Source organism: Rhodococcus artemisiae (assembly GCF_036327795.1).
Lineage (GTDB): Bacteria > Actinomycetota > Actinomycetes > Mycobacteriales > Mycobacteriaceae > Rhodococcus > Rhodococcus artemisiae.
Map to the genome: position 1 here is coordinate 130423 of NZ_JAUTXY010000017.1, position 23057 is coordinate 153479.

Consider the following 23057-nt stretch of genomic DNA (forward strand, 5'->3'; position numbering starts at 1 on the left):
ACAACATTCGAACGGCGCCGTTCTTGACAAACGATATATCGTGAAATATCGTGACTGCATCAACGACGATAAGGAGTTCGCACCATGCGAAACACACGACAGATGCGCGGCGGACGCCGCGCCCACGCCATGAATCAGTTCTTCACCGAGGGCCCGTTCCTGGGCGAAGATCCCCGACGCGGGGGGCCGTTCCCGGGCGACGACCCGCGACGCAGCGGCGGTCCTTTCGGTGACGGCCCGCACAGCAGAGGTCACCGCGGTGGCCCTATGCATCGCGGCGGACGCCGAGGACGCGCGCAGCGAGGCGATGTCCGCGCGGCCGTCCTGCAACTGCTCGCCGACGAGCCCATGCACGGCTACCAGTTGATGCAGGCGATCGCCGATCGCACCGGCGGAGCCTGGAAACCCAGCCCCGGAGCGATCTACCCGACCATCTCGCAGCTCGAGGACGAAGGACTCGTCCGCGTCGAGAAGGACGCCGGACGCAAACTGGTGTCACTGACCGACGAAGGTCGCGCCCACCTCGACGATCCCGCCAACGAGCAGACCGATCCGTTCGCAGGGCATTCCGCCGACGGAAACAGCACCGACCTGCGGGGAGCACTCCGCGACCTGCAGACCGCAGCACGTGTGGTCGCCGTCAGCGGCACCGACGCCCAGATCACCGCTGCACACAAGGTGCTCGCAGAGGCACGCAAGTCGCTGTACCTGCTGCTCGCCGAGGACACCGACCCGGCACCCGACGCGACCGATCCGATCTGATGGGCCGGTCACTGGTGGGCGAGGGCCTCACGCGCCGGCCCACCCGCAGCGGCAGCAGCCACATCTCTGCCATCGTGTGTGCGCGACGCGGCACGGCAGCGACGAATGGCACAACGTGAAGCAGGAGCAGGTGAACGTGCCACCTTCATGATCGACCTCCTGGAAACCGGTTCGAGCTGAGCCGACGTTCTCAGGGTGTATCGACGAGGGTGAAGCCCGCGCCGACTCCTCCCTGCGCGTCGATCTCCTCGACGATCCGATCCGCCCGCTGGTACGCCGCGAGCCCTCGGCCGGTCGGCCGGTACCCGACGGAGAGCCCGATCCACTCGCGGGTGTCGGCCCGGGCCAACGGGCCTCCCGAATCCCCGGGCTTCATCAGCAGTGCGGACGACATCAGGTTCGAGTCGACGAGCACGTCACCGGACGTACAGGCCACCCCGTTGGTACGACCCGCAGCGCACTGCGCTCCGACGGCGCTGCCACCAGGTTGCAGCGATCCGACGGATTCGAGGACGACTCGTTCTCCACGGTCGTTCGGCAGCGAGGTGTTCGAGCCGCGTACCTTCGTCTCGTCGAGCAGGAGGACGGCGTAGTCGGGTGCTTCGTCGGTGGGGAAGCCGATGGGGTCCACCGAGCCGGTGCTCGCGACATCGGTCTCGATGCCGACCGGTCCGCGATGCTGCTCACCGACCTTCCAGATCGGGGACGAACCGTCCTGGCGGCAATGACCGGCGGTGATTGCCACAAGCCGGTGCGCGTCGTCGCGACCCACGGCGGCGACGGAACACCAGCCGGGTACCGGCTCTGCGGAGAAGGTGATCCCATCGCCCGGCCGAAGGACGACGCGGTCGTCTCCCCCTCCGGCCGCGGCGATCCCCGGCGTGGCCAGCACAAATGCAAGCGTTGCAGCCGACAGCGCGAAGCCGCGCCTCACTTCTTTCCGGCCTTGGCAGCGGCTTTCGCCGCCTTCTTGAATTCTCGTACCTCGTGCAGCGACTGCGAATCGACGACATCGGCGATCGAACGGCGGGCACCCTCGTCGCCGTACGCCCCCGCGGCCTCTCGCCAGCCCTCGGGCTGTACACCCCGCTGCTTACCGAGCAGGGCGAGGAAGATCCGAGCCTTCTGGTCGCCGTACCCGGGCAGCGCCTTGAGCCGCTTCAGTACTTCCTTGCCGCCGGGGTCGCCCGAGGTCCAGATCGCGGCGGTGTCGCCGTCGTACTCCGCAACGATCGCGGCGCACAGTGCCTGGATGCGCTGGCCCATCGACTTCGGGAACCGGTGCACCGCCGGTGGCCGAGAACACACCTCGATGAACTCGTCGGGGTCCATGTCCGCGATCCGGTACACATCGAGTCCGCCGAGCCTATCGGCGATCTTCTTCGGGCCCGCAAACGCCGTCTCCATCGGTACCTGCTGGTCAAGCAGCATCCCGATCAGAAGCGCGAGCGAGTTCTCGGAAAGCAATGCGTCTGCGTCCGGATCCCCGACCAGGTTCAGCGTCGTTGCCATGGGTCGATCATGCACCCAGCGTCACTGTCGCCGCCACAGGACGACCCCCACGATCACCGTCGCTGTGAGCGCAATCGAGGCGGTCAGTGCATACATCCAGTGCGGGAAGAGCGTCGGCTCCGAGGTGCCCGGCACCGCCGCGAGAGCAGCGAACAAGGCGACGACAGCGATCGCGCCACCGGCCGCGGACCATCCCCGCGCGAGCCGGGAATGATGCGCGCCGCGCAGTTCGGCGCTGCGCAACACTGCGCGCTCGATCACCTCGACGGCGCCCGCGAGCTCGGCATCGAGGTCGGCGATCTCGTCGGCGGCCCTGCGGACCAGCAAGGACCTCAATTGTGTCGGTTGTGTCCACGAGTGGAACCGGTCGTTGTGGAGTGAGGCCTTTCGCAGCAGCGCCCTCTCCATCTTCCGGGCCTGCATGGCAGCGATGTCGTCGAGCGCCTCGACGAGGCGGTCGCCGGTGAGATCGTCGTGGTTGCGGAGGTGGTCGAGGACGCGCCAGAAGTCGGTCGAGCAGTGCGCGCGCATCGCTACCCACGGGAGCAATTCGAAGATCATCTCGCTTGTGCCGTGCCCGACGTAGTCGCTACCCACCGGGGTCGCTTCGAGATCCAGCAGCACCGCGCCGCAGTCCTCCCGTACCGCGACCGCTGCACCGGGCTGCACGGGTCGTTCCACGAGCGGGACCCGATCCCAATTCCACAGCACGCCCCACATCTGCGCTGTAGCTCTGGCCTGTGAGTCGGTGCGGCGCCCGTCGACGAGTTCACGCACGCGGTCACCGCCGCTCGACACCACCTCCACCATCAGGGCCTCGACGATCTCCTGGTCGCCCACACCGCGATGGCGGTGCACGACGAGATCGCTCAGAGGGCTGTAGGTGGTCGGGGCGGGCATCCGTCGGTTCAGGCCGGGGAACAGGTCGTTGAGGCATGCGGCGCTGGTCAACGAGAACGGTGCAAGGAATTCGTCGACCGCAGGACGGAAGCCGGCGCCGTCACGGTCCTGTAGCGGGTCGGCGCGCCAGTCGATCAGCGGAGATTTGTCGTCACTCAGAGATTCCAGGGCGAGGACGAGGCCGTGCCCGGGGATCTCCCACAGGGACAGGCACGTCGCAGGCGACCCCACGAACGGATGTGCGGCACCGGTGCGCAATGCGCCCGTCGAGGAACCGAACGACAACGGTGTGCGCTCGCGGTCGGTGATATGCCGATACGCGAGCAAGCTGGCCGGGCGAACACCGTGTTCGGTGCGCGGCAACGTCCCGATGCGAGCCGGAAGGAACGGCTCGAGTTCGTCCACCGCCGCGACCGGCGGTGGCGACACCGCCGCGGCCTCGATGTCGAGAGCCAGGAGAAACACCTTCAAAACACCGTGACAGCCCGTGACGGAACCGACGGCTGCTGCGCCGGCTCCGGATCGTACGAGAGCGCGGTCTTCCATCACACTCACCACTTCCGAACCCGCCGCGGGAATGCGGCGACCCTGACATCGGAGTATGGCACTTATTCACAGGAAAGCGAATCTGCCGATTTCAGGAGGTCAGAGCGATGCGTCCGAGGTTGTCCACCGTCGGTCCACCTGTTCTCCACAGGTTTGTCCACAGCTTGGGAGAACGTGTGACACCCGGGGCCAGTGAGCCCCCGAGAGGTCAGTGTCCGAGCGATTTCTCCGTGGCCGCAAGCAGCACGCAGGTTGCGACACCGTCCATCGCTGTGGCGAGCTCGTCGAGCGACGGGAAGCTCGGAGCGAGGCGGATGTTCTTGTCGTCGGGGTCGTTCTTGTACGGGAAGGCCGATCCCGCGGCGGTCAGTGCGATCCCCGCGTCCTTTGCGAGCGCGATGACCCTCTTGGCGGTGCCGTCGACGACATCGAGGCTGATGAAGTAGCCGCCCTTCGGCTCCGTCCACGACGCGACCTTCGACGCACCCAACCGGTCTTCGAGGATCTTGCGGACCAGCGCGAACTTCGGAGCGAGGATCTCGCGGTGCTTCGCCATGTGTGCACGCACGCCGTCGGCATCGCCGAAGAAGCGCAGGTGGCGCAACTGGTTGATCTTGTCGGGTCCGATCGTCTTGATCCCGAGCAGCTTCTGGTACCAGTCGAGGTTCGCAGTGGAGCTACCGAAGAAGCTCACACCCGATCCCGCGAACGTGATCTTGGATGTCGAGGCGAGAGCGAACACGCGATTCGCGTGCCCGGCCTCGGCAGCGAGACCCAGGATGTCGATCGCCGGGGCGACCACTCCGAGAATCGGGTGCACCGCGTACGCGTTGTCCCAGAAGATCCGGAAGTCGGGAGCCGCGGTCGGCATCGACACCAGTGCTCGAGCGACATCTTCGCTGTAGACCGCACCGGTCGGGTTCGAGTACGTCGGGACCGTCCACATGCCCTTGATCTGCGGGTCGTTCGCGACAAGCTCGGCGATCGCTCGGACATCGGGGCCGTCGTCGTTCAGCTGGACCGGAATCATCTCGATGCCGTACGACTCGGTGATCGCGAAGTGACGGTCGTAGCCGGGTGCCGGGCACAGGAATTTCACGACCGGCTCCTGCGACCACGGGCGCGGCGAATCGACTGTGCCGTGCAGCAGCGACCACGTGATGAGGTCGTGCATGGTCTCGAGGCTCGCGTTGTTCCCGGCGAGCAGGTTGTCGACGGGGATGGCGAGCAATTCCGCGAAGACCGCGCGCAGCTCGGGCAGGCCCTTCAGCCCGCCGTAGTTGCGGCAATCGGTGCCCGAGGCATCGCGGTAATCGTCCGCGCCCGGCAGCGACAGCAACTCAGAGGAGAGGTCCAGCTGCTCGGGGGACGGCTTGCCGCGGGTCAGATCCAGCGTCAGCTTCTCGGTCTTCAACCGCTCGTAATTCGCGGATTGGCGCTCGTGCTCTGCAACGAGTTCCTCATGGCTCATCAACCCGATCTGGGTCTGCGTGGGCATGCGGAGAGACCTTTCACCGTGCACGGTGACACGGGCATCGGCGGAAAATAAGGGGACCCCGCGCACCCGGCAGAGCCCGTTGACCCTTGCTGCCTTCCGGCCCTGGGGGAGTTCACAGGATGCGCGCCGCGCGGGATCCATCGGCAAGTCTAGAGGACTCTCCGCACGGGTGCGCACCACCCCCTCCGAGGCCTCTCGATTCGCGTTTCGACCTGCCCGTTTGGGAAGTCCGTGGGTTGATTCGGTATGCTTCCCCACGGAGGATTCGCCTAGTGGCCTATGGCGCTCGCCTGGAACGCGGGTTGGGTTAACGCCCTCAGGGGTTCAAATCCCCTATCCTCCGCCAACGGAAATGCCCGTGACCAGCAAGAATTTCTGGTCACGGGCATTTTTCGTTCTAGATCATCTCACAGGACTTCGTACAGAATCCGTGTCATCGTTTGTCTCAGGTCACCGCACATTGGACACTGGAACAACCTCGGGTAGTGACTCGGGATGCACCTGTGGATCGGCGGCGGCGCCGTCGGGATCGAAGGAGTTCGTCGAAGATCGTGCTCAGCGACCACAACGAAACGATCCGCTACCAGGCCGATTCATTGCAGGCGGCCCAATGGCGCGAGATGCTGGACAGGGAAATCGACGAGGTTTCGGCCGCGATCGAGAACGTCGAGAAGCGCGCGCTCGCCGAACACCGTGCCGGCGCCGTCGACCGCGCACGCCGGTTCGATACCGACAGCGAGAAGCTACGGACCGAATTGACGGATCTGCACCGGATGCGACGCAACCTCACCGACCGATTCGCCTGACCCGACATCACGCCGTCCGGCGGGTCTGACGGATTCCGACGAGCAGACCCACAACGCACGTCACCAACGCAGCTACGACACCCTTCAGTACGTCGGCATCGGTGAACGAGCCACCGAGCAATGCGCGTTCCGCGTCGACGATGTACGTCAACGGGTTGGCGAGTGCGACTGTCCGCATCCAGGCGGGTCCTGTATCGAGCGGGAGCATCATTCCGGACAGAATCAGCAGTGGGAAGATCAGCGTCTGCTGCACCGTCCAGAACAACCATTCGCGGTTCTGTGCCGCCAACGCGAGCGCACACGACAACGCACCGATCCCGATCCCGAAGACACCGAGAATCACCAGGCCGGCCAGCAGGTGCAGCGGATGCAGAACGAACCCGAACGGTACGCACACGATCGTGATGAGCAGGCCCTGCACCACGAGCGGCGCGAACTCCTTGAGTGCTCGGCCGACCAGTAGCGACGAGCGGCTCAGCGGTGTCGCCAGAACCCGTTCGTACGACCCGGTCATGAGCTCGTACAGCAGATTCGAGCCGGTCATCGACGTGCCGAACAACGCGATCATCACGATGACGCCAGGAACGAACCACTGGAGTGTCTCTGCCGTCGATCCTCCCCCGAGCGTGCCGGCGAGCAGCGGCCCGAACAGTGCGAGGAACACCAGCGGTTGGAGCAGCGAGAAGATCAGACTGAACGGATCCCTGAGCAGCAGCAGGATCTCTCGGATGAATACCGCAGAGGTGTCGGCGACGAACTTCGCGATGCCCGTCCGTTCGGGATTCTGCATGTCCGTCGTGGTGGGCGCGACGGTGTTGTCAGTGCTCACGCCCATCACGCGACCTCCTCTCGCAGGCTGCGACCGGTGAGATTGAGGAACACGTCGTCGAGGCTTGCCTGCGTGAGCGATGCCGACTGCACGGTCCACCCGGCGAGCCGCAGCGCCTCTAGCGCAACGGGTAATCGTTCGGCTCCGTACGTGGTGGCGATGGTGACCGTAGCAGTGTCGGCCCCGTCGGGCGCAGGCATCACCTCGACTTCCCCGATGTCGGGCGGAAGGCACTTCCTGATCCGATCGGATACTGCCGCAAGGGAATCCGGTCGGTCGATCGCCACGGATGCGGTGATGACGTCGTCCGCGTAGTCCCGCTCGAGATCGGCCGGGGGCGCGTCGGCGACGACGCGACCGTGGTCGATGACGACCACCCGTTCGGCCATCTTGTCGGCCTCTTCGAGGTAGTGCGTAGTGAGCACGATGGTCATTCCGGTGCGCTCACGAAGCGCCGAGATGTGTTCCCACAGGTTGGCTCGGCTGTGCGGGTCGAGACCGGTGGACGGTTCGTCGAGGAAGAGAAGCGGCGGGTGGTTCATGAGCCCGAGCGCGACGTCGAGGCGCCGTTTCTGTCCACCGGACAGCGACGAGATGCCTCGCTTCTCGAGTCCGCCGAGCTCGAGGGCATCGATGAGATCTGCTGCGCGACGTCGATATTCGCGGCCCGGAAGTCCGTAGAATCTCCCCTGGTTGTGCAGCTCGTCGCGCACCTTGTAGGAATAGCCACCTCCGTTGCCCTGACCGATGTAGCCGATGCGCGAACGCACGAGCGACGGCTCGCGGACCACGTCGAAGCCGGCCACCTCGGCGGTGCCGGAGGTGGGAGTGAGCAGGCTGGTGAGCATTCGCATGGTGGTGGATTTCCCGGCGCCGTTCGGGCCGAGGAATGCGACCAGCTCCCCCTCTGCGACGTCGATATCGACGTTTTCGACGGCCCGGATCGTGTCGCCTTTTCGATGGAAGGTCTTGGTCAGACCGCGTGCTCGGATCACAGGATCCCCTTTTCGTACGACGTACTGAAATGAGCCGGACCAGATTATCATACGATGTACGGGAATAGCGCCCACGGAAGGGATTCGCGTGACGATCGATAAGCAGGACGGCCCCTACGAGGTTGTACGCAGCCCGGAGGTCACGCGACGGCTCACCTTGCTCTGGGACCCGCCCGAACCGAAGACCCGCGGACGCAGAGCCACCCTGACACGCGAAGATGTCGTCGCCGCGGCCGTCGCTCTCGCCGACGAGGGCGGGCTCGATGCACTTTCGATGCGGCGGGTCGCGTCGGCCCTGAACGTCGGCGCCATGTCTCTCTACACCTACGTGCCCGGCCGCACCGAACTGATCGACCTCATGATCGACCGCGTCTACGCCGAGATGGATCTACCCAGGGCAGGCACGCAGTGGAGGCCGGCACTCGCACAGTACGCCCGCGAGCACTGGACGCTCTATCAACGTCACCCGTGGATCCTGCAGACCAACATGTGGCGGGCACCCCTGGCTCCGCATGTCCTCGACGCACAGGAAGCCGGACTACGCACTCTCATCGACGCCGGACCCACTGAACGTCAGGTGGTCGAAATCCTCGGAGTCGTCGACAATTTCGTACAGGGACAAGCCCGCACGGTGATCGCCGAGGACCGCGAGAAGGAGAGCACGGGCCTCGACAGCGACGCGTACTGGACGTCGATGAGCAGCTTCTGGGTGGATTTCTTCGACGTCGAACGGTTCCCCACGATGACCCGCATCTGGAACGCGGGCGCGTTCGACGAACCGCAGGGCACGTTCGAATCGAGCCTCGAACGTCTGCTCGATTCGATCGAGCTCACCGTCGAGCGGGCACGCGCCGGTTCCTGACGCCTACTCGCAGGCCACGCCGTCGTTGTCGCGGTCCATCTTCGGCCGGTACCCGGGCTCACCCACGTACAACGGCGCAGCCCCCGCCGCGCGGGCGGCGGCACAGTTCTCGTAGTACACCGAACCTGGATCGGCCTCGACGACCGGAACGGGTTCCGCGGTGGGCTGGGGTTGGACCCGCTGGGGTGCTGCAGTGGTCGCAGCGGGTACCGGCTGCGGCGCTGGGAGAACCGTGGTCGTGGTCGGAACCGCCACGGACTCCGACTGCTGCGCGACCGGTGCCGACCCGCCGCACGAGGTGAGAACCCGCACCATCGCATCGTGTTCGGCCTGCGTCACCCACAGGTTGTAGGCGGCCTTCACCTGCACCTGGCGTGCCACATACGTGCAGCGGTAGGGGCGGTCGGGTGGCAGCCAGGTCGCGGCGTCACCGTCGCCCTTCTGCTGGTTGGTGGGTCCGTCGACCGCCTGGAGGTTTCTCGGATCGTTCGAGAAGTCGGCTCGGGCCTGCGCATCGAGTTGCTGCGCGCCCTTCTGCCACGCGTCCGACAGCGCGACGACATGATCGATCTGCACCGCCGTGGAGGTGTCCTGGCCCCGAGTGAACGCGATGGTCGTGCCGGTGTACGTGTCGTGCAAGGTGCCGGACAGGACGACGCAGTCGCGGGTCCCCTGCCTGTAGACGATATCGACGAGGTCCCGGGCCAGGATGTCGTTGCGGGTGTCGCAGCCGTTGTGGCCGCCCGCAACCGAGACGTCGTCACTCCATGCCTGGCCGAACAGGCTGCGGTCGTAGCCGGTCTTCGGTGCACGGCCCTTGATCGGCAGCGTCGAGAGTTGTGCGAGCGCGGCCCCCGCTTCCCCCGTGACCTCGATGTCCGCCGGGATCTCGGCGACGGGCGCGGCCGCAGGCGACGACGGCGCGACAGTCGCCGCTGTGGGAGTGGTCGTCCGCTCGACGCTCGAGGTTGCGGTGCTCGCTGCGCGGTCGATGTCCGGTGCGACGTCGGTGGCCGCCTCGGTGCAGCCGGCGACGAGCACCACCGCGGCGGCGATCCCCGCAACCCAGCGGGCGCGCGAACGAATGGGGACTGTGACGTGCAATGGGGACAACGGAGCACTCCTGTGCGCGCGAACAAAACTACTGCCAGCGGTATCGCCGCACCATGCCCGTTTCGTTACATTCACTACCCAACCGCCCAGGTTGTCGGCGCACCTATCATTTGTCCGTGGTCGGATACAGCAGGAAACTCCATGCACTCGCGGTTGTACTGGCCTCACTTGCCGGATTCGTCGACGCCCTCGGCTTCATCACGCTCGGCGGAATCTTCGTGTCTTTCATGAGCGGGAACTCCACCCGGCTGAGTGTCGGGATCGCCGAAGGAGCGTGGCAACACGTAGGCCTCGTTGGAGGTGTCATCGCGCTGTTCGTCCTCGGGGTGATACTCGGCGGGGTCGTCGCGGAATTCACCGATCACGACCGACGCACGAGGAAGAGCTCGGTGCTCGCCCTGGTCACCGGACTGCTTCTGATCGGCTCGATCGGTGTCCTCGCCGGATGGGTCCCGCTTGCGGTCATCGCAATGACGTTGGCCATGGGCGCCGAGAACTCCGTTTTCCGGCGCAACGGCGAGGTCAGTATCGCCTTGACCTACATGACCGGCGCGCTCGTCAAGATCGGTCAACGCATCGCCGCCGCGTTCTTCGGCGGCCCCCGATGGAGTTGGCTCCCCTATTTCGCCCTGTGGGCAGGACTGGTCGGCGGAGCGGTCCTCGGAGCACTCGCACACCGCGGGCTCGGTCTGCACGCACTGTGGATCGCCACCGCCGTGTCCGCCGCGCTCACGGTCGGGGTGCGGTTCTTGCCCTACCGAGCGTGAGCGGGGCTCAGAGACGCGATGCGACGACTCGGTCGTCGAGAAAACCTTTCAACCCGCCACTGAAGACATCATTGTCGTCGCCGGCGACCATATGGCCGGCTCCGGCAACGTCGATCATTGTGGCGGTCGGGATCAGCTCGAGCAGTTCTTGCGCGCCTTCCTCGCTGACCACATTGGACTGCTTACCGCGAACGAGCATCGTGGGAACGGCGATCGCGGTCGCGGCGTCGCGGGCGCGTTCGTACCGCAGGATCGAGTCGGATTGGCGAGTGGGTTCGTCGCCCTCGCGAAGAAACGCCGGATCCCAATGCCAGTACCACCGGCCGTCACGCAATCGAAGATTCTTGCGCAAGCCTTCAGGATTGGGCTTGCGAACACGATTCGGCGTATAGGCCGCGATCGCCGCGGCAGCATCATCGAGGCTCTCGAATCCGTCGAGGCCACTGCGCATGAACGACATGATCTCCGCGGTGCCGCCGGTTTCGACCTTCGGAGCGTTATCGACCAGGACCAGACCGCGTGCGAGCTCGGGATTCTCGCCTTGCCCGATCAACGACGTCATTCCACCCATCGACGCGCCGACGAGAACCGGCTTCTCCCCCAGCTCACCGATGATCGCCGTCAGGTCGGCGACCAAGGCATTCATGCCGTAGTCCCCGTCGGACGCCCACTGGCTGTCCCCATGCCCACGCGCATCCACAGCGATGGCGGACCAGCCGTCCGCCGCAAGACTGCGGCCGGTGTTTCGCCAGGAATGCCGAGTCTGCCCGCCGCCGTGCAGCAACAGCACCACACCTTTTCTGTCGACGCCCGGCCCACCGGCGCTGCGGGTCGGTGGATCCCACCGGTCGGCGGCAAGGATGACACCGTCACCGTGAAATTCGGGCTGTGTGACTACCGGATCCATGAAATCCCTCACCATCATCGAATTGCGTATCACTCATCATGCAACCAGGTGAACAATCATTCACCGGACTCGCCCTACAACGCGTCGATCAGCGCGGGGGCTGCGCACCTGTCGCGACGGCGAGATGCTCTCCCCTTCCGGGGAGAGGCACGCCGGAATCAGGCCGAGACTTGCGGCCGTGCACCAACCAGTAGAAAACCAGTAGTGCCACCATCACGCCGGACAGGACGAGATACATCCCGGAATATCCGGTCGCCGGTAACAGCGCGCCGAGCACGATCGGACCGACACCCACGCCGGCATCGAGCATCAAGAAGAATGTGGAGGTAGCCGTGCCGACCTTTTCTCGAGGCACGATGGACACAGCCACAGACTGCAAGGACGTCATCAACGCGCCGAAGCCGAGTGCACACAGGATTGCCGCAGTCACGAATCCACCTGGGGCAGACCACAACGACAGAACGGCCAACCCGACCGCGAAACACACGATCAGCGGACAGACCACCGCATTGTCGCCGTACCGATCCTGCAATGGGCCGGCGAAGAACCGCGATGCGAGGAGCACTGCGGCGTAGACCAGGAAGAAGACGCTGGGAACAGCCGGGTTCAAATCCTCTTCCTGCGCATAGCCGTTGAGAAAAGCCAGCACGGAAGAGTACGCCAGACCACCGATCAGAATGACCGCAGATATGGGAATGACCTTGGTGGAGACCATCTCGCGCATCGAGAACCGTCGAGCACTGCGATGGCCGGGCGCCTCCGGAAGACGGACGATCGAGCCGACAACCAAAGCCGCCACGGCGAAAACGGTGCACGTGATGAACAGTGAGTCGTAGCCGAAGATGTCCGTCAACTGTAGTGCGAGCAAAGGGCCTATCGCCGTTGCCACGGTGGTGGACGTGCCGAACCAGCCCGTGCCTTCGCTCAGCCGCCCGCGAGGTATCAGTCCGATGACCGACGCCGCCAATGTGGTGTTGGCAGCACCGAAAGCCAGACCGTGCACGAAGCGCACCGCGATGAGCAGCCACAGGGATCCCGCCACCATGTACGCCGCCGAGACCCCGAGGAACACCACCAGAGCCACGATCAGGGTCCTCCGTCGACCGACCAGATCCATTGCCTGACCGGTGAACAGTCGCGTCACCACAGACCCGATGACGAACGCGCTGACCGCGAGACCTGACTCTGCGTCCGATGCCATGAAGCGATCCACCGCATAGAGGGCCATCGCGGTGACGAGCAAGTAGAAGACCATCGCTATGAGGAAATTGGTCAGCGATGTCAAGATGAAATCCCGAGACCACAGGCGATGACGCTGGGGCGAGGTTTCAGGGGCAGAGGTTTCGGGGGCAGAGGTTTCGGGGGCTGAAGACCCAGACAACGCTGACCGCGCGGTGGGCTCACTCATCGGGCAAGGCCTTCACCAATTTGCGCAGGACAGGCAGGACGGACTCGAGCATCTCGACCTCATCCGCGGAAAGCCGATCCGCGATAGCGCGTTCCAGCCACATATTGCTCGTGGCGCGCTCCTGCGCCAGCCTGTCCAGTCCCACGTCGGTCAACTCGACCCACACCCGCCGACGGTCCTCGTCGTCAGGGGTGCGCACGACGAGCCCGAGGCTCTCGAGTTCTCGTACCGCTGTGGCGATTGCTTGAGGACTGATCCGTTCGGCCACGGCCAGGGTCGAGGAGGTGGTGGCGCCATGATCCGCGAGGTATCCGAGCACACCCATCTTCCCGACGGAGATGGATTGGTGAGCACTGAACCGTCGCCAGAAGGGACGGAGCGTCTCGCGGAGTTGCTGGGCGATGCTGCGTTCGACGGTGGTCACCCGGACCAGTATACAACTAGGTTTATCAACCCAGTTGACTAACTGATGATATCTTCGCCATCTTCTCGAGCCACGCCGCGCATCGTCGGGAAGGTTTCCGCATCCCTCGGCATGAGCGCACCACCGCTTGGTGGCAGCGAGGGACCGATGTTTGCATCGAATGGCCGCACCATACCCAGCGGGCAACAGGTTGTCGGCACGAGGACTCATACGACATACCCGATCTGGAGGTGCAGCCAATCCATCAGCCACGCAATGTCATTGCGGCCGGCGTGTCACACCGGGGGGCGAATCCACCCTTCACCGACACTCCCGTTTCCGATTCTGCGGCACGGGATCATCGTCATTCGGAGGGCGCATCGGCCGCGCGCGCCGCGGCAAGCAGCATCAGTATCCCTTGTTCGATCGAGACGGAGAGGTCGGTGAGGTCCGGGGTGGTGTCGTAGTCGCCGGTGAGACCGAACGCGAGATGGTCGGCATAACTGAGGATCGCGATCCCGATCCGCAACCGTAGTGCGATCGGCACGTACGGGAAGATCTCCAGAATCGTCCGTCCCATCACATGTCGTGTGGTCTTCGGCCCGGGAACATTCGTTGCTACAGCGACCACACTGCGCTGAGGGAATCGGGTAGCGAGCCGAACGACCCAGGCCATGGGCATGAACGGCCCGTATTGGGCCGCCGCGGTGAACGCCTTACCCCCTTCCGCTTCCTTGCTCGCCTTGTGCGTCGTCAGCCGGTCGTGGACGGCGACCAACTGCTCGACTGGGTCTTCGATGTCGACTGGCAGGAAAGGCAGCATGAGTGAGATCCGGTTGTGGATCACGCCCTCCTCGGTCGAGGAACGAACTGACACGGGAACGAGAGTTCGGACGGTATGTGGTTCGGGGCGTTCTCCCCGACTCGAGAGCAACTTCCGGAGTCCGTTGGTGATCGCTGCCAGTGCAACATCGTTCACGGTGACCCGGTACGTAGTGCAGATCTCGCGAACATCGCACATCCGCACTCGCACGCCGCAGTAGCGGCGCTGGCGTCCGATCGGTCCGATCAGAGAAGTGTCCGTAGACGACGTCAGCATCTCGGACAGCAGACGGGTGAGGCCTTCTGCCACGCCCAGACCGGCAGTCGTGAGCCGACGTGGAATGGACATTGTCGCTGAGATGAGCCGGAGTTGCCGAGTTGGGGAGAGGAGATCGATCGCCGAGCGGACGAGGCTCTCGACACTGTCAGGTCGTCTGGTGAGGGTCGGCGCCAGTTCGCCGCTGGCGTCAACGGCGGGCGGTGTAGCGATCCCCGTATCAGCCTCGACTTCGTCACACATCGCCTCGAACAGTTTCGTTCCGGTGATCCCGTCCGCCATACAGTGATGAATCTTCGTCAGTACGGCCCAGCGATCACTGGTGAGACCTTCCACGACCCAGCATTCCCATAGAGGGTGGTCGCGGTCGAGCCGAAGTGCCATGACCCGGGCAACAAGATCGAACAGCTGCGCTTGCTCGCCGGACTCCGGGAGGGCGACCCTCCGCAGATGATGACCGAGGTCGAAATGAGGATCCGCTGACCAGGAAGGTGCGCTGAAATCCAGAGGGACGGTGCGGATCCTATCGCGAGTATGTGGGAGTGTCGCAAGACGTGCTGCTACGGTGTCCCGAAACTCGCCCTGTCCCGGGCAGGGGCCTTCCATGATGGCGAGAGCACCGATTGTCAGGCTCGCGTGTGGGTCGGAGTCCTCCGTTTCGAGGAAGCCCGCGTCGAGAAAACTCAAATTGTCGTCCACCGGCTCCGACCTCACTATTCCGAAATCGCCGTTGTCGAAACAAGGCGTCGCATTTGCCATCCACACCGCGAGTACGACGCCGGCTGCCTCGAACCCGTACTCCGTGCCCGTAGTACTTCGATCACTGCACTACGACCACCCTCGTGTCGGTTGTCTTCTCGCACAGTTCGAGGACGGTGCGAAACCCGTCGGCTATCGAATCGGTCAAGGCTGCAAGATCCGGGACAGCGTCGGGGTCGGCGTTGATCCCAACACAGCATCGCGTGGTGTAGGACAGCAAGGTGACGTTGAACGCTGATCCGAGTGTGGGGCTGAACGCGTAGTAGCGCAGAATCTCCGACCCGGCGATGAACAGCGGTTCGGGAGATCCGACGACGTTCGAGGCCACGAAGTCAACGTGCTCGAGCATGTTTCCCAGCGACGAGGCCGGAAGCAGATTCAAGACACCGGCGATCACCGGCGACAGCGGAATCGCGGGCTCGTGGCGCCAGGCCTCGACTACGGTGTGCACCCTGCACATCAGCTCTGCGGGGTCATCGACGTCGGTGGGTAGCGCGAGCCGTGCCAAGGTGATCCGGTTGCCTCCCACCGGGTCCGCCTCTGTCCGCAGGCTGATCGGCAGCGTCATACGCATTGTGCTGATCTCGGACCCGTGTAGTCGGTGGTACTGCACCATGCCGAGCAGGACGGCTGCGAGAAACGCATCATTGATCGAAACGGCAGCAGTCGCGGCAGCCTGAGCGAGAGCCTCCACCGGCACGTCGAACACCGCGCAGTGACGACGCGTGCTGCGTTTCGTCATCACCGGGGAAAGCGTGGAGGCCACAGGACGCGTGAGGCGCAATGCAGACCCGGCAAGCGCAGCCACCTCATGCCAGGCGGCCCTCGGAGCCAGAGCAAGCCTGGCGCTGTGGCGGCCCAATGCATTCGGAGCAATGCGGGCCACCCCCGTAGCCGTGTCCCACCACCAGGAGAGCCAGTCGGGCAAGATGGGTAATTCGTCGTCCGGCGCTGCCGTCCGGCGCTCGGTCCGGCCCGCAGGTGACGCACCATCGCGGGTGAAATCAACGATTTCCTGGGCAATCTGCATTCCACCGACACCATCTGTGAGAGAGTGATGCACCTTCATCACCAAGGCTGACTTGCCGTCGTCCAGTCCGTCGAGAACAGTGAACTCCCATAATGGCCGGCGCTTGTCGAAAGCGGTCATCCCGGCGGTCCGGGCAAAGTCCAGGACGTCGCCCCATGTTCGGGGCTCAGCGAGGGTGTAGCGGCGCAGATGCCAGCTCAGATCAAAATCCTGATCGTCTGTCCACCTCGGTGGGGCAATGCCCATCGGGTTCACAATTGCCTTCCGCTTGAAGATGGGAACCAACTCGACTGCCCTGCGCATCATGTCGACGAAACGTGCCTGATTCGGACTTCGGTCGAGCAACGCAACCGCAACGATGGTCGAGCGGAGGATCGGATCCTCTTCCATTCGCCACGACATGAAGTCCGTCTGGGTCATGTATTGCTGGTTTGTGGTGTTCACGTCGGTCAACTCGTTCGTCGGTTGGGCCTGCGGTCGAATGGAGGTCGGTGTGTTTCGGACCCGTTCTCGAGGTTCCCGCGCCGCGCAATCACATCGACGTCATACGTATGGTGACAGGACACTCGAGCTGAGCAGCCACATCGGGAACATCTGGCACATCTGCATCGCACCCATCACTGCCACCTTCTCCGGTGTTCGGTTGTCGGAGTGTCGTTCCTGCGCGCAGACGTACAGGTGACCCGAAGCTCCACCATGCATCCAGTGTCCAACCGGACGGGGTTCGTCAACAGGGCCTTTCGGCCGTTCCGGCGGTTTTCGGTCGGTCCTGAAGGAGTCAGTGCGCCATATCCGGCTTCGTACGCAAGCAATGCGTGGCAGCAGTATCGGCCGATCGCCGAAGATGAAGGCGTACTCGACCGAAGCCGCAGACTCGGGTGGCATCTCGATCGCCACTCGCAAGATCCTCGCCTTCGTGATCTGTAGCTGTATGGCCGGACCGACCACCTCCGCGCGCATCTACCCCGCGAACTTGATTGGTCAGCGATGCGCAAGCGCAGGCGACAGTGAGTTCACCGCGCACAGCCGGTCCGGATAGGAGTGCGGAGTCTCGAAGTGGTGCGGCCCGGCACATGCACCGGCTGGGGCTTGACGACGAGGGGATTCACGCGACCACGCTCGGTTCTTCGTCGTGCCGGCCCGGGGACGCACCGCGGCAGGAGTTCCGGCGGATGCCTTGTGGCCTGTCGGTCACTCAAGGGGTGGCAGACGCCTCGGCCGCAGAAGTCGAGGCTAGCTGCGCGGCTGGTTTTCCTTCGCGCGGGATCAGCAGGATGGCCACCAGTCCCAGGGCCGCGGCGAGCAGGAATGCGTAGAAGTTCCACTCGAAGCTCAGGTTCGAGTCGAGGATCATGCCCACCATCAGCGGTGCCACGACTGCCCCGAGGCGGCCGACGCCCAGCGTGATGCCGACGGCCGTGCCCCGGGTCCAGGCCGGGAAGTAGGCGGCGGCGTAGCCGTTGACGAGGATTTGGGTGCCGATCGAGCCGAGCCCGGCCATCGCGACGAACACGTACAGCAGGGCTGCGCTGGGTTGCAGGCTGAGCCCCACGAGGGTGATGACGGCCGCGACGAAGGCCAAGGTCACCGCGATCCGCGAGCCGACCCGGTCCGCGAGGGCAGCTGAGGCGATGGTGCCCACGACGGCGCCGAGGTTGAGGACGAGGAGGAAACTGATCGAGGACCCGAGGGGGTATCCGGCCGAGCGCATGATCTGTGGCAGCCAGGTGTTCAGCCCGTAGACCAGCAGCAGACCGGCGAAGGAGGCGGTGGAGAAGAGGACCAGGGGACGCAGGCGCTGGGGGCCGAGCAGGTAGCGGAACGCGCCGGTACGCCCGGTGTCTGGGCCCGGACCGCTGGCGGTCAGCTCGATGCCGTAGGTCCGGGACAACTCCTCGGCCCGCCCGGTCCGGCCCCGTCGGATGAGGTAGCTCATGGACTCGGGAAGGTACTTCGCGATCACCGGAACCAGGAGGATCCCGGGAATGGCGCCGAAGGCGATCAGCCATCGGAATCCCAGGGGTTGGACCAGGACGAGCGCCAGGAGGGCGGCAAGCACCCCGCCGACCGAATATCCGACGAACATCATGGCGTTGTAGAACTGTTTGCGGTTTGCCGGAGCGTATTCCACAGTCAGGGCGATGGCCGTCGGCATGACGCCGCCGAGTCCGATCCCTGCCAGCAGGCGCAATCCCCCGAACAGCTCCGGAGTGGGGGCGACGGCGCTGAGCAGGGTCATCGCGCTGAACCAGATGGTGCTGATCAAAAAGACGCGGCGCCGGCCGAAGATGTCCGAGAGCGTGCCGACCAACAGGGCACCCACGAGCATGCCCAAGGTGGTGAGGCTGCCGATGATGCCCACCTCGCCGGCACCCAGTCCCCACTCCTGGAAGTCCAGGAGCACCGGGACAATGGCCCCGAAGATCATCAGGTCGTAGCCGTCGAGGACGATGACGGCGAAGCACAGGGCGACCACGAGCAGCGGGCTGCGTCGCTTCAGGGTGGCAGGAGGACTAGTCATGATGAGCCGTTCTGGTGGGGAGGAAGGTCAGAGCGCGGCAGGCCGGGGGCGCGTGCGGTCGCAAATTTGCGGATCCAGGAGCGGTGGTGATCCCAGGGTCCGGCGCGGTGGGCGTTCCGGGCCGTTGCGGGTCTACCGTGCGGCAGGTGCGGGACCCTCGTCCGCGGGGGCCGAGGCGATCTGCATCTGCAGGAGAGTCCGTTCGATCCGCAGTTTCTGGTAGCGGTGGCGTGCTGCGGTTGATGGTTTGCCCGGATTGGGATGCTCAGGCGGCGACGACGGAGGTCTCTGGGATCTGTTCATCGGCCTTGAACGAGTGGATCCAGTGCAGGTGCCGGTCGAAGGCGCCCGGGGAGGACAGCCGGGCGTTGCGTTCCTGGGAGCGCGGGCCGTCGGGCAGGTGGAGCATCTCCCCGACGGTCACGGAGGCATCGACGACCTTGCGGGTGCGGAAGCGGCGGCGCTGTTCGTATTCGGTGCGGGCCCGGTCCCAGTCCGTGGACTCGAAGAGCAAATCGGACAGGACGATCGCGTCCTCGATGGACTGGTTGGCACCCTGGCCGTGGTGGGGCACGGTGGCATGGGCGGCGTCGCCGAGCAGGGTCACCCGGCCCTGCGACCAGTGGGTGAGCGGGGGACGGTAGAACAAGGCCCACTGTTCGTGGACGGGCACGGCCGAGATCATCTCGACCACGGCCGGCGCCCAGTGCGCGAACGGTTCGATGTGCTGGCCGTCCTTGGCCGGGACGACCCAACCCTTCTCCGCCCACGGCACGGCCTCGCGCTTGACCAGGAAGAAGTTCTGGTCCCCATTGCCGATCGGGTAGTGCAGCAGGTGCCCTCCCTGGCCCATCCAGAACTGGATGGCCTCCGGATCCGGTAGGGAGGGGAGCAGTTCCGGGGCGACGATGCCGCGGGCAGCTGTGCAACCGGAATAGCGCGCGTCGTCATAGCCCAGCAGCAGCCGCCGAGTCAGGGACTTGGCCCCGTCGGCCCCGATGACGAGGTCCGCTTCGGCCTCGTCGCCGTCGGCGAACGTCAGGCGAGCGGCCGAGCCGCTGTCGTCGAGCCCGGTCAACCGTTTGCTCAGATGCAGGCTCTGCGCGTCCAGGGCACCGAAGAGGATGCCCTGCAGGTCGGCCCGATGAATGCCGACGTACGGAGCCCCGTAGCGACGGCGGTACTCTTCGCGCGAGGACAGTCGGGCGATCTGTTCACCGGTGCGCCCGTCACGGAACACCAACCCGTCGACCTCTGCCCATTTCTCACCGAGCTGTTCGGCCATCCCGAAACGGTCCTGGTAGAACCGGGTAGCGTTGGCCGACAGCGCGACAGCGGCCCCAACCTCCTCGAGGACCGGGGTCTGTTCGTAGATCTGGACGTCCAGGCCCTTGCGCTGCAGGTCGATCGCAAGGGTCAGGCCGCCGATTCCCGCGCCGATGATGGCAATCCGCTTGGACATGGTCAAGGCTCCTTCTGGTGTGGTTGACATCGAGCGTATTCAGCGACTGTGACCCCCAGCACTAGACAGATGTGGGAACATGAGACGATTATTTCCGACGTTCTGTCCATACTGCGGGGTGGGGCTTGGTGTCCAGGGCGGCTGGCTTGGATGATGCCCTGCAGGATCTGTCGGAGGCCGTCGGGCGGCGCCTGGCGGTGTTGGACTGGACCATGACCGTGGTCGGCTACTCCATCCACGAGGCCGAGGACGACCGGCGCCGACTCTCGCTGCTGCTGGCTCATTCGGGCCGATGGGATCCGCTCGGGCCCCTGAAGGACGGGCACATCCAGGTCTCCTTGCCCCCGCTCGGACGTTGCCTGCTGATTCCGCTCACGGATCACCGACGACTGGCGGGATACCTGCTGACCGTTCTCGAGGGTTCCCCACTCGGCGAGGGAGAACTGCCGATCCTGCTGCAGGGCTCCTCGGGGCTGGGCGTGCTGCTCTCCCTGCGGCTGCTGTATGAAGAGCATGACCGTTCCCGCGCCCGAGAGCTGCTGATCCGGGCCACCGGGCCCGATCCGGTGGCCCGACGCGCGGCCACAGAGGCCCTGGTCGCCGAGCGCCACGTGGGCGCGGCAGCGCACTACACCGCCGTGGCCATCGACGGCGACCCGCGCCCTGGGCGCTCATCAGGCCGCGCGGCATTGGCGGTGCAGATGACCTTGGATTTCGTGGCCCGCTCATCCACGGCCTCGGTCGTGGGCACCACGATCGATGACGGCACCGGCGTGCTGATCTTTCCGCGCCCCGTAGTCAAGGAACGCCTGGCCCGCATCCTCACCGACCCCAAGCTCGGTGGGGTGCGTGCAGGGATCGGGCCGGTGGTCAGCCGCCTGGAGGAAGTACACCACTCACTCACGCTGGCCCGCAGGGCCCTGCGGGTGACGTGGCTGGCACCGGCCGATCACGGACTGGCGATCACCTGGGACGACGCCGGACTTGACGGGGTGCTGGCGTTGCTGCCCGTCGAGCAGATGACCACCGAAGACCTGCCCAGGTCAGCAAGAAGACTCCTGGCAGCGGGTTTGTCACCCGAGATCCTGTCGACGTTGCAGGCCTACCTGGACTGCGGCGGGGACGCCCAACACACCGCTGACACCCTGAACATCCACCGCTCAACGCTGTACTACCGACTCGGAAGAGTGCGCTCCGCACTGGACACCGACCTGAGCGATGGGCGACTACGGGCCGAGCTGCACATAGGACTGCGCCTCCAGGGCATGCGCCTGGCCATAGATGAGAATTCCCGCCAGAATGTCCGTAGCGATTCCCGTTTCGATGTCAGTGACTGAGTCAGTTCTACGGAGTCAGTTCTACGGATGAAGTGAGTCCCCTACTCCATCATATTTCCCAAGGTCATCCGTGTCGTTTTCGTAAGTTCCCAGGAACGTGTAATTTTCCAGATTTGATGTCACTCGCATGTCGATTTCCAAATTTCGTGTCACTCGGGGCAACTGAGACTTCCCATCGGGATGTCAGTGCCGTGAGTTGGCATTCCCCGTCTCGGTCAGGAGAGTTTTCCCACTCGATGTCAGTAGGTCCGATGTAGGTGGATACGGGCAACCCAGGTCCATGGCGATCCGCCGCAACGCTGCCGGAACGACCGACACCCCTGCCGCACCGGCCCAGCGCCGCACCGATCAGACTCCCATTTTCGCCATCTTGTCGAGCCACGCCCGCGCATCGTCGGGCAGGTTTCCGCACTTCTCGGCATGAGCGCACCACCGCTTGGTGGCAGAGAGAAAATTCATCGGGTTGTAGGCGTCCTCCTGATAGGACCACAGCCCGTCGCCGGCGTAGTGCAGGATCGTGATGTTCGGGGCGTTGTGCTCGGTGCCGTCGCCCGGGTCCTCCATCGGGTTCTGCACTTCGCAGATCACCCAGCCGCGTTCCTCGTCGATCACGTACCAGGACGGCGGAAACGACGTCATGCGACTGCCGGGGAATGACGACATCGTCCGCGTGACCCACTTGCGGATCGCTTCGCGGCCGTTCATCGTCCCGTACGCGTGCTCGACGTATTTCGCGTCTTCGGTGAACTGGTCGGCGTAGTGGTTCCAGTCGCGGGTTCGCGTCGCCCGCACGACAGTCTCCCGATAGTCCGCGTACGCCTTCTCCAGCTCGTCCCGACTCCACCCCATCGCAGTACCTTCCCTGTAGTTGCGCGCATGCCGAGCTCCACCGAGCACAGCCGCGTGGAGGTCGTCACCCATGACATCAGGTTCCTCACGCGCTCCGCTACGGTTCTCCCATGCGCGCCCGCCCCTACGCAACCACCAGCCCCACCAGGCTCGCTGCGGCACTGCTCGAGGTCGCCGCACGCAGCGGTCTGGAATCGGCGAGCGTACGGGAGGTCGCAAGCCAGGCGGGTGTGTCGATCGGCGCTGTCCAGCACCATTTTCCGACCAAGGACGAGATGCTCGCGTACTCGTTCCAGGCCCTCGCCGACCGGGTGCTCACGCGGCTGGCGACCGTCGACCCCGACATCGACCCCACCCGCACGCTGTTCGCCGCACTGAGCCAGTTGCTGCCACTCGACGATCAACGCGGCAGCGAGGCGCACGTGATGGCCGCCTTCGCAGTGCGCGCCGCGACGTCGCCATCGTTGAGTTCGATCCGCAGTTCCGTTCTCTTCACCATCAGGACGGGGCTCGCCACCGTCCTGATCCGCATGGGCACACCCGATCCGGAGACGCGTGCAGCCCTGCTCGTCGCGGCCGTCAACGGCCTGGCATTGGACGCGACATCGAGCCCGGATCTGTACCCGCGGGAGTACCTCACCCATGCGCTGCACACCCAGATCCAGCTGACGCTCGACACCCCGAACTGACAC

21 protein-coding genes, 1 tRNA gene and 1 other RNA gene are annotated in these 23057 nt (G+C 64.9%); 7 read left to right on the forward strand and 16 right to left on the reverse strand.

Translation table 11 applies throughout. The features are described from left to right. The first annotated feature begins 84 nt into the window (after positions 1-84). On the forward strand, positions 85-762 hold the full coding sequence (locus Q7514_RS27890; RefSeq protein ID WP_330136504.1) for a PadR family transcriptional regulator: 678 nt from the start codon (positions 85-87) through the stop codon (positions 760-762). A gap of 190 nt (positions 763-952) precedes the next feature. Here Q7514_RS27890 and Q7514_RS27895 read toward each other — a convergent pair whose 3' ends face one another. The 5 genes from Q7514_RS27895 to ffs all read right to left on the reverse strand — a co-directional run bounded on the left by Q7514_RS27895 (position 953) and on the right by ffs (position 5360). Beyond that, positions 953-1696, reverse strand: coding sequence for a chymotrypsin family serine protease (locus Q7514_RS27895; RefSeq protein WP_330136505.1), 744 nt, complete (start codon positions 1694-1696; stop codon positions 953-955). After that, positions 1693-2274 (reverse strand): HhH-GPD-type base excision DNA repair protein, encoded by a 582-nt coding sequence (locus Q7514_RS27900; protein ID WP_330136506.1) that lies wholly within the window; start codon positions 2272-2274, stop codon positions 1693-1695. Before Q7514_RS27900 ends, Q7514_RS27895 begins: the two co-directional genes overlap by 4 nt. 21 nt (positions 2275-2295) lie before the next feature. Next, the gene (locus Q7514_RS27905; protein ID WP_330136507.1) at positions 2296-3639 is read right to left on the reverse strand and encodes a hypothetical protein; all 1344 of its coding nucleotides are present in this window, start codon (positions 3637-3639) and stop codon (positions 2296-2298) included. Between the two features lie 289 nt (positions 3640-3928). Continuing rightward, positions 3929-5218, reverse strand: a complete 1290-nt coding sequence (locus Q7514_RS27910; protein ID WP_330136508.1) for an aminotransferase class I/II-fold pyridoxal phosphate-dependent enzyme — start codon at positions 5216-5218, stop codon at positions 3929-3931. A 47-nt stretch (positions 5219-5265) separates the two neighbouring features. Then, an RNA gene (gene ffs, locus Q7514_RS27915) (signal recognition particle sRNA small type) lies at positions 5266-5360 on the reverse strand. A gap of 116 nt (positions 5361-5476) precedes the next feature. Here ffs and Q7514_RS27920 point away from each other — a divergent pair. Together Q7514_RS27920 and Q7514_RS27925 are read left to right on the forward strand one after the other, a co-directional pair. After that, positions 5477-5564 (forward strand) — tRNA-Ser (locus Q7514_RS27920). 205 nt (positions 5565-5769) lie between these two features. Further along, entirely contained in the window at positions 5770-6024 is a 255-nt protein-coding gene (locus tag Q7514_RS27925) for a hypothetical protein (RefSeq protein ID WP_330136509.1), read from the forward strand. A 7-nt stretch (positions 6025-6031) separates the two neighbouring features. On the opposite strand, the gene Q7514_RS27930 is transcribed toward Q7514_RS27925, so the two are convergent. Beyond that, entirely contained in the window at positions 6032-6814 is a 783-nt protein-coding gene (locus Q7514_RS27930) for an ABC transporter permease (RefSeq protein WP_330136561.1), read from the reverse strand. A 44-nt stretch (positions 6815-6858) separates the two neighbouring features. Next, the gene (locus Q7514_RS27935) at positions 6859-7848 is read right to left on the reverse strand and encodes an ABC transporter ATP-binding protein (RefSeq protein WP_330136510.1); all 990 of its coding nucleotides are present in this window, start codon (positions 7846-7848) and stop codon (positions 6859-6861) included. Positions 7849-7936: 88 nt separating this feature from the next. On the opposite strand from Q7514_RS27935, the gene Q7514_RS27940 reads away from it, so the two are divergent. After that, on the forward strand, positions 7937-8710 hold the full coding sequence (locus tag Q7514_RS27940) for a TetR/AcrR family transcriptional regulator (RefSeq protein WP_330136511.1): 774 nt from the start codon (positions 7937-7939) through the stop codon (positions 8708-8710). Positions 8711-8713: 3 nt separating this feature from the next. Here Q7514_RS27940 and Q7514_RS27945 read toward each other — a convergent pair whose 3' ends face one another. Further along, positions 8714-9823: a GmrSD restriction endonuclease domain-containing protein gene (locus Q7514_RS27945; RefSeq protein ID WP_330136512.1), complete on the reverse strand. Its 1110-nt coding sequence runs from the start codon at positions 9821-9823 to the stop codon at positions 8714-8716. Between the two features lie 116 nt (positions 9824-9939). Here Q7514_RS27945 and Q7514_RS27950 point away from each other — a divergent pair, with 116 nt between their 5' ends. Then, positions 9940-10590: a YoaK family protein gene (locus Q7514_RS27950; protein ID WP_330136513.1), complete on the forward strand. Its 651-nt coding sequence runs from the start codon at positions 9940-9942 to the stop codon at positions 10588-10590. Positions 10591-10597: 7 nt separating this feature from the next. Here the strand turns inward: Q7514_RS27950 and Q7514_RS27955 are convergent, their stop codons facing one another. The 7 genes from Q7514_RS27955 to Q7514_RS27985 form a co-directional block, all read right to left on the reverse strand. After that, the gene (locus Q7514_RS27955; RefSeq protein ID WP_330136514.1) at positions 10598-11497 is read right to left on the reverse strand and encodes an alpha/beta fold hydrolase; all 900 of its coding nucleotides are present in this window, start codon (positions 11495-11497) and stop codon (positions 10598-10600) included. 88 nt (positions 11498-11585) lie between these two features. Beyond that, a complete protein-coding gene (locus Q7514_RS27960; protein ID WP_330136515.1) occupies positions 11586-12782 on the reverse strand; it encodes an MFS transporter in 1197 nt (398 codons plus the stop codon). A gap of 115 nt (positions 12783-12897) precedes the next feature. Continuing rightward, positions 12898-13329 (reverse strand): MarR family winged helix-turn-helix transcriptional regulator, encoded by a 432-nt coding sequence (locus Q7514_RS27965; protein WP_330136516.1) that lies wholly within the window; start codon positions 13327-13329, stop codon positions 12898-12900. Between the two features lie 343 nt (positions 13330-13672). Next, a complete protein-coding gene (locus Q7514_RS27970; protein WP_330136517.1) occupies positions 13673-15106 on the reverse strand; it encodes a wax ester/triacylglycerol synthase family O-acyltransferase in 1434 nt (477 codons plus the stop codon). 121 nt (positions 15107-15227) lie between these two features. After that, positions 15228-16649: a wax ester/triacylglycerol synthase domain-containing protein gene (locus Q7514_RS27975; protein ID WP_330136518.1), complete on the reverse strand. Its 1422-nt coding sequence runs from the start codon at positions 16647-16649 to the stop codon at positions 15228-15230. Positions 16650-17391: 742 nt separating this feature from the next. Next, a complete protein-coding gene (locus tag Q7514_RS27980; protein WP_330136520.1) occupies positions 17392-18717 on the reverse strand; it encodes an MFS transporter in 1326 nt (441 codons plus the stop codon). A 265-nt stretch (positions 18718-18982) separates the two neighbouring features. Further along, positions 18983-20179: an FAD-dependent monooxygenase gene (locus Q7514_RS27985; RefSeq protein ID WP_330136521.1), complete on the reverse strand. Its 1197-nt coding sequence runs from the start codon at positions 20177-20179 to the stop codon at positions 18983-18985. Between the two features lie 128 nt (positions 20180-20307). Here Q7514_RS27985 and Q7514_RS27990 point away from each other — a divergent pair, with 128 nt between their 5' ends. After that, complete coding sequence (locus Q7514_RS27990) at positions 20308-21516, forward strand: PucR family transcriptional regulator (protein WP_330136522.1); 1209 nt, start codon at positions 20308-20310, stop codon at positions 21514-21516. Between the two features lie 348 nt (positions 21517-21864). On the opposite strand, the gene Q7514_RS27995 is transcribed toward Q7514_RS27990, so the two are convergent. Next, a complete protein-coding gene (locus Q7514_RS27995) occupies positions 21865-22365 on the reverse strand; it encodes a nuclear transport factor 2 family protein (protein WP_330136562.1) in 501 nt (166 codons plus the stop codon). 110 nt (positions 22366-22475) lie between these two features. On the opposite strand from Q7514_RS27995, the gene Q7514_RS28000 reads away from it, so the two are divergent. Then, positions 22476-23054 carry a TetR/AcrR family transcriptional regulator gene (locus Q7514_RS28000; protein WP_330136523.1) on the forward strand — a complete coding sequence of 193 codons (579 nt, stop codon included), beginning with the start codon at positions 22476-22478 and terminating at the stop codon, positions 23052-23054. Positions 23055-23057 lie beyond the last annotated feature (3 nt).

Excerpts from the sequence above, each read along its gene's own strand:
- Q7514_RS27900 (WP_330136506.1), bottom strand. The coding sequence starts at position 2,274 with ATGGCAACGACGCTGAACCTGGTCGGGGATCCGGACGCAGACGCATTG.
- Q7514_RS27985 (WP_330136521.1), bottom strand. The coding sequence starts at position 20,179 with ATGTCCAAGCGGATTGCCATCATCGGCGCGGGAATCGGCGGCCTGACC.
- Q7514_RS28000 (WP_330136523.1), top strand. The coding sequence starts at position 22,476 with ATGCGCGCCCGCCCCTACGCAACCACCAGCCCCACCAGGCTCGCTGCG.
- Q7514_RS27890 (WP_330136504.1), top strand. The coding sequence starts at position 85 with ATGCGAAACACACGACAGATGCGCGGCGGACGCCGCGCCCACGCCATG.
- Q7514_RS27930 (WP_330136561.1), bottom strand. The coding sequence starts at position 6,814 with ATGCAGAATCCCGAACGGACGGGCATCGCGAAGTTCGTCGCCGACACC.
- Q7514_RS27980 (WP_330136520.1), bottom strand. The coding sequence starts at position 18,717 with ATGACTAGTCCTCCTGCCACCCTGAAGCGACGCAGCCCGCTGCTCGTG.
- Q7514_RS27910 (WP_330136508.1), bottom strand. The coding sequence starts at position 5,218 with ATGCCCACGCAGACCCAGATCGGGTTGATGAGCCATGAGGAACTCGTT.
- Q7514_RS27995 (WP_330136562.1), bottom strand. The coding sequence starts at position 22,365 with ATGGGGTGGAGTCGGGACGAGCTGGAGAAGGCGTACGCGGACTATCGG.
- Q7514_RS27955 (WP_330136514.1), bottom strand. The coding sequence starts at position 11,497 with ATGGATCCGGTAGTCACACAGCCCGAATTTCACGGTGACGGTGTCATC.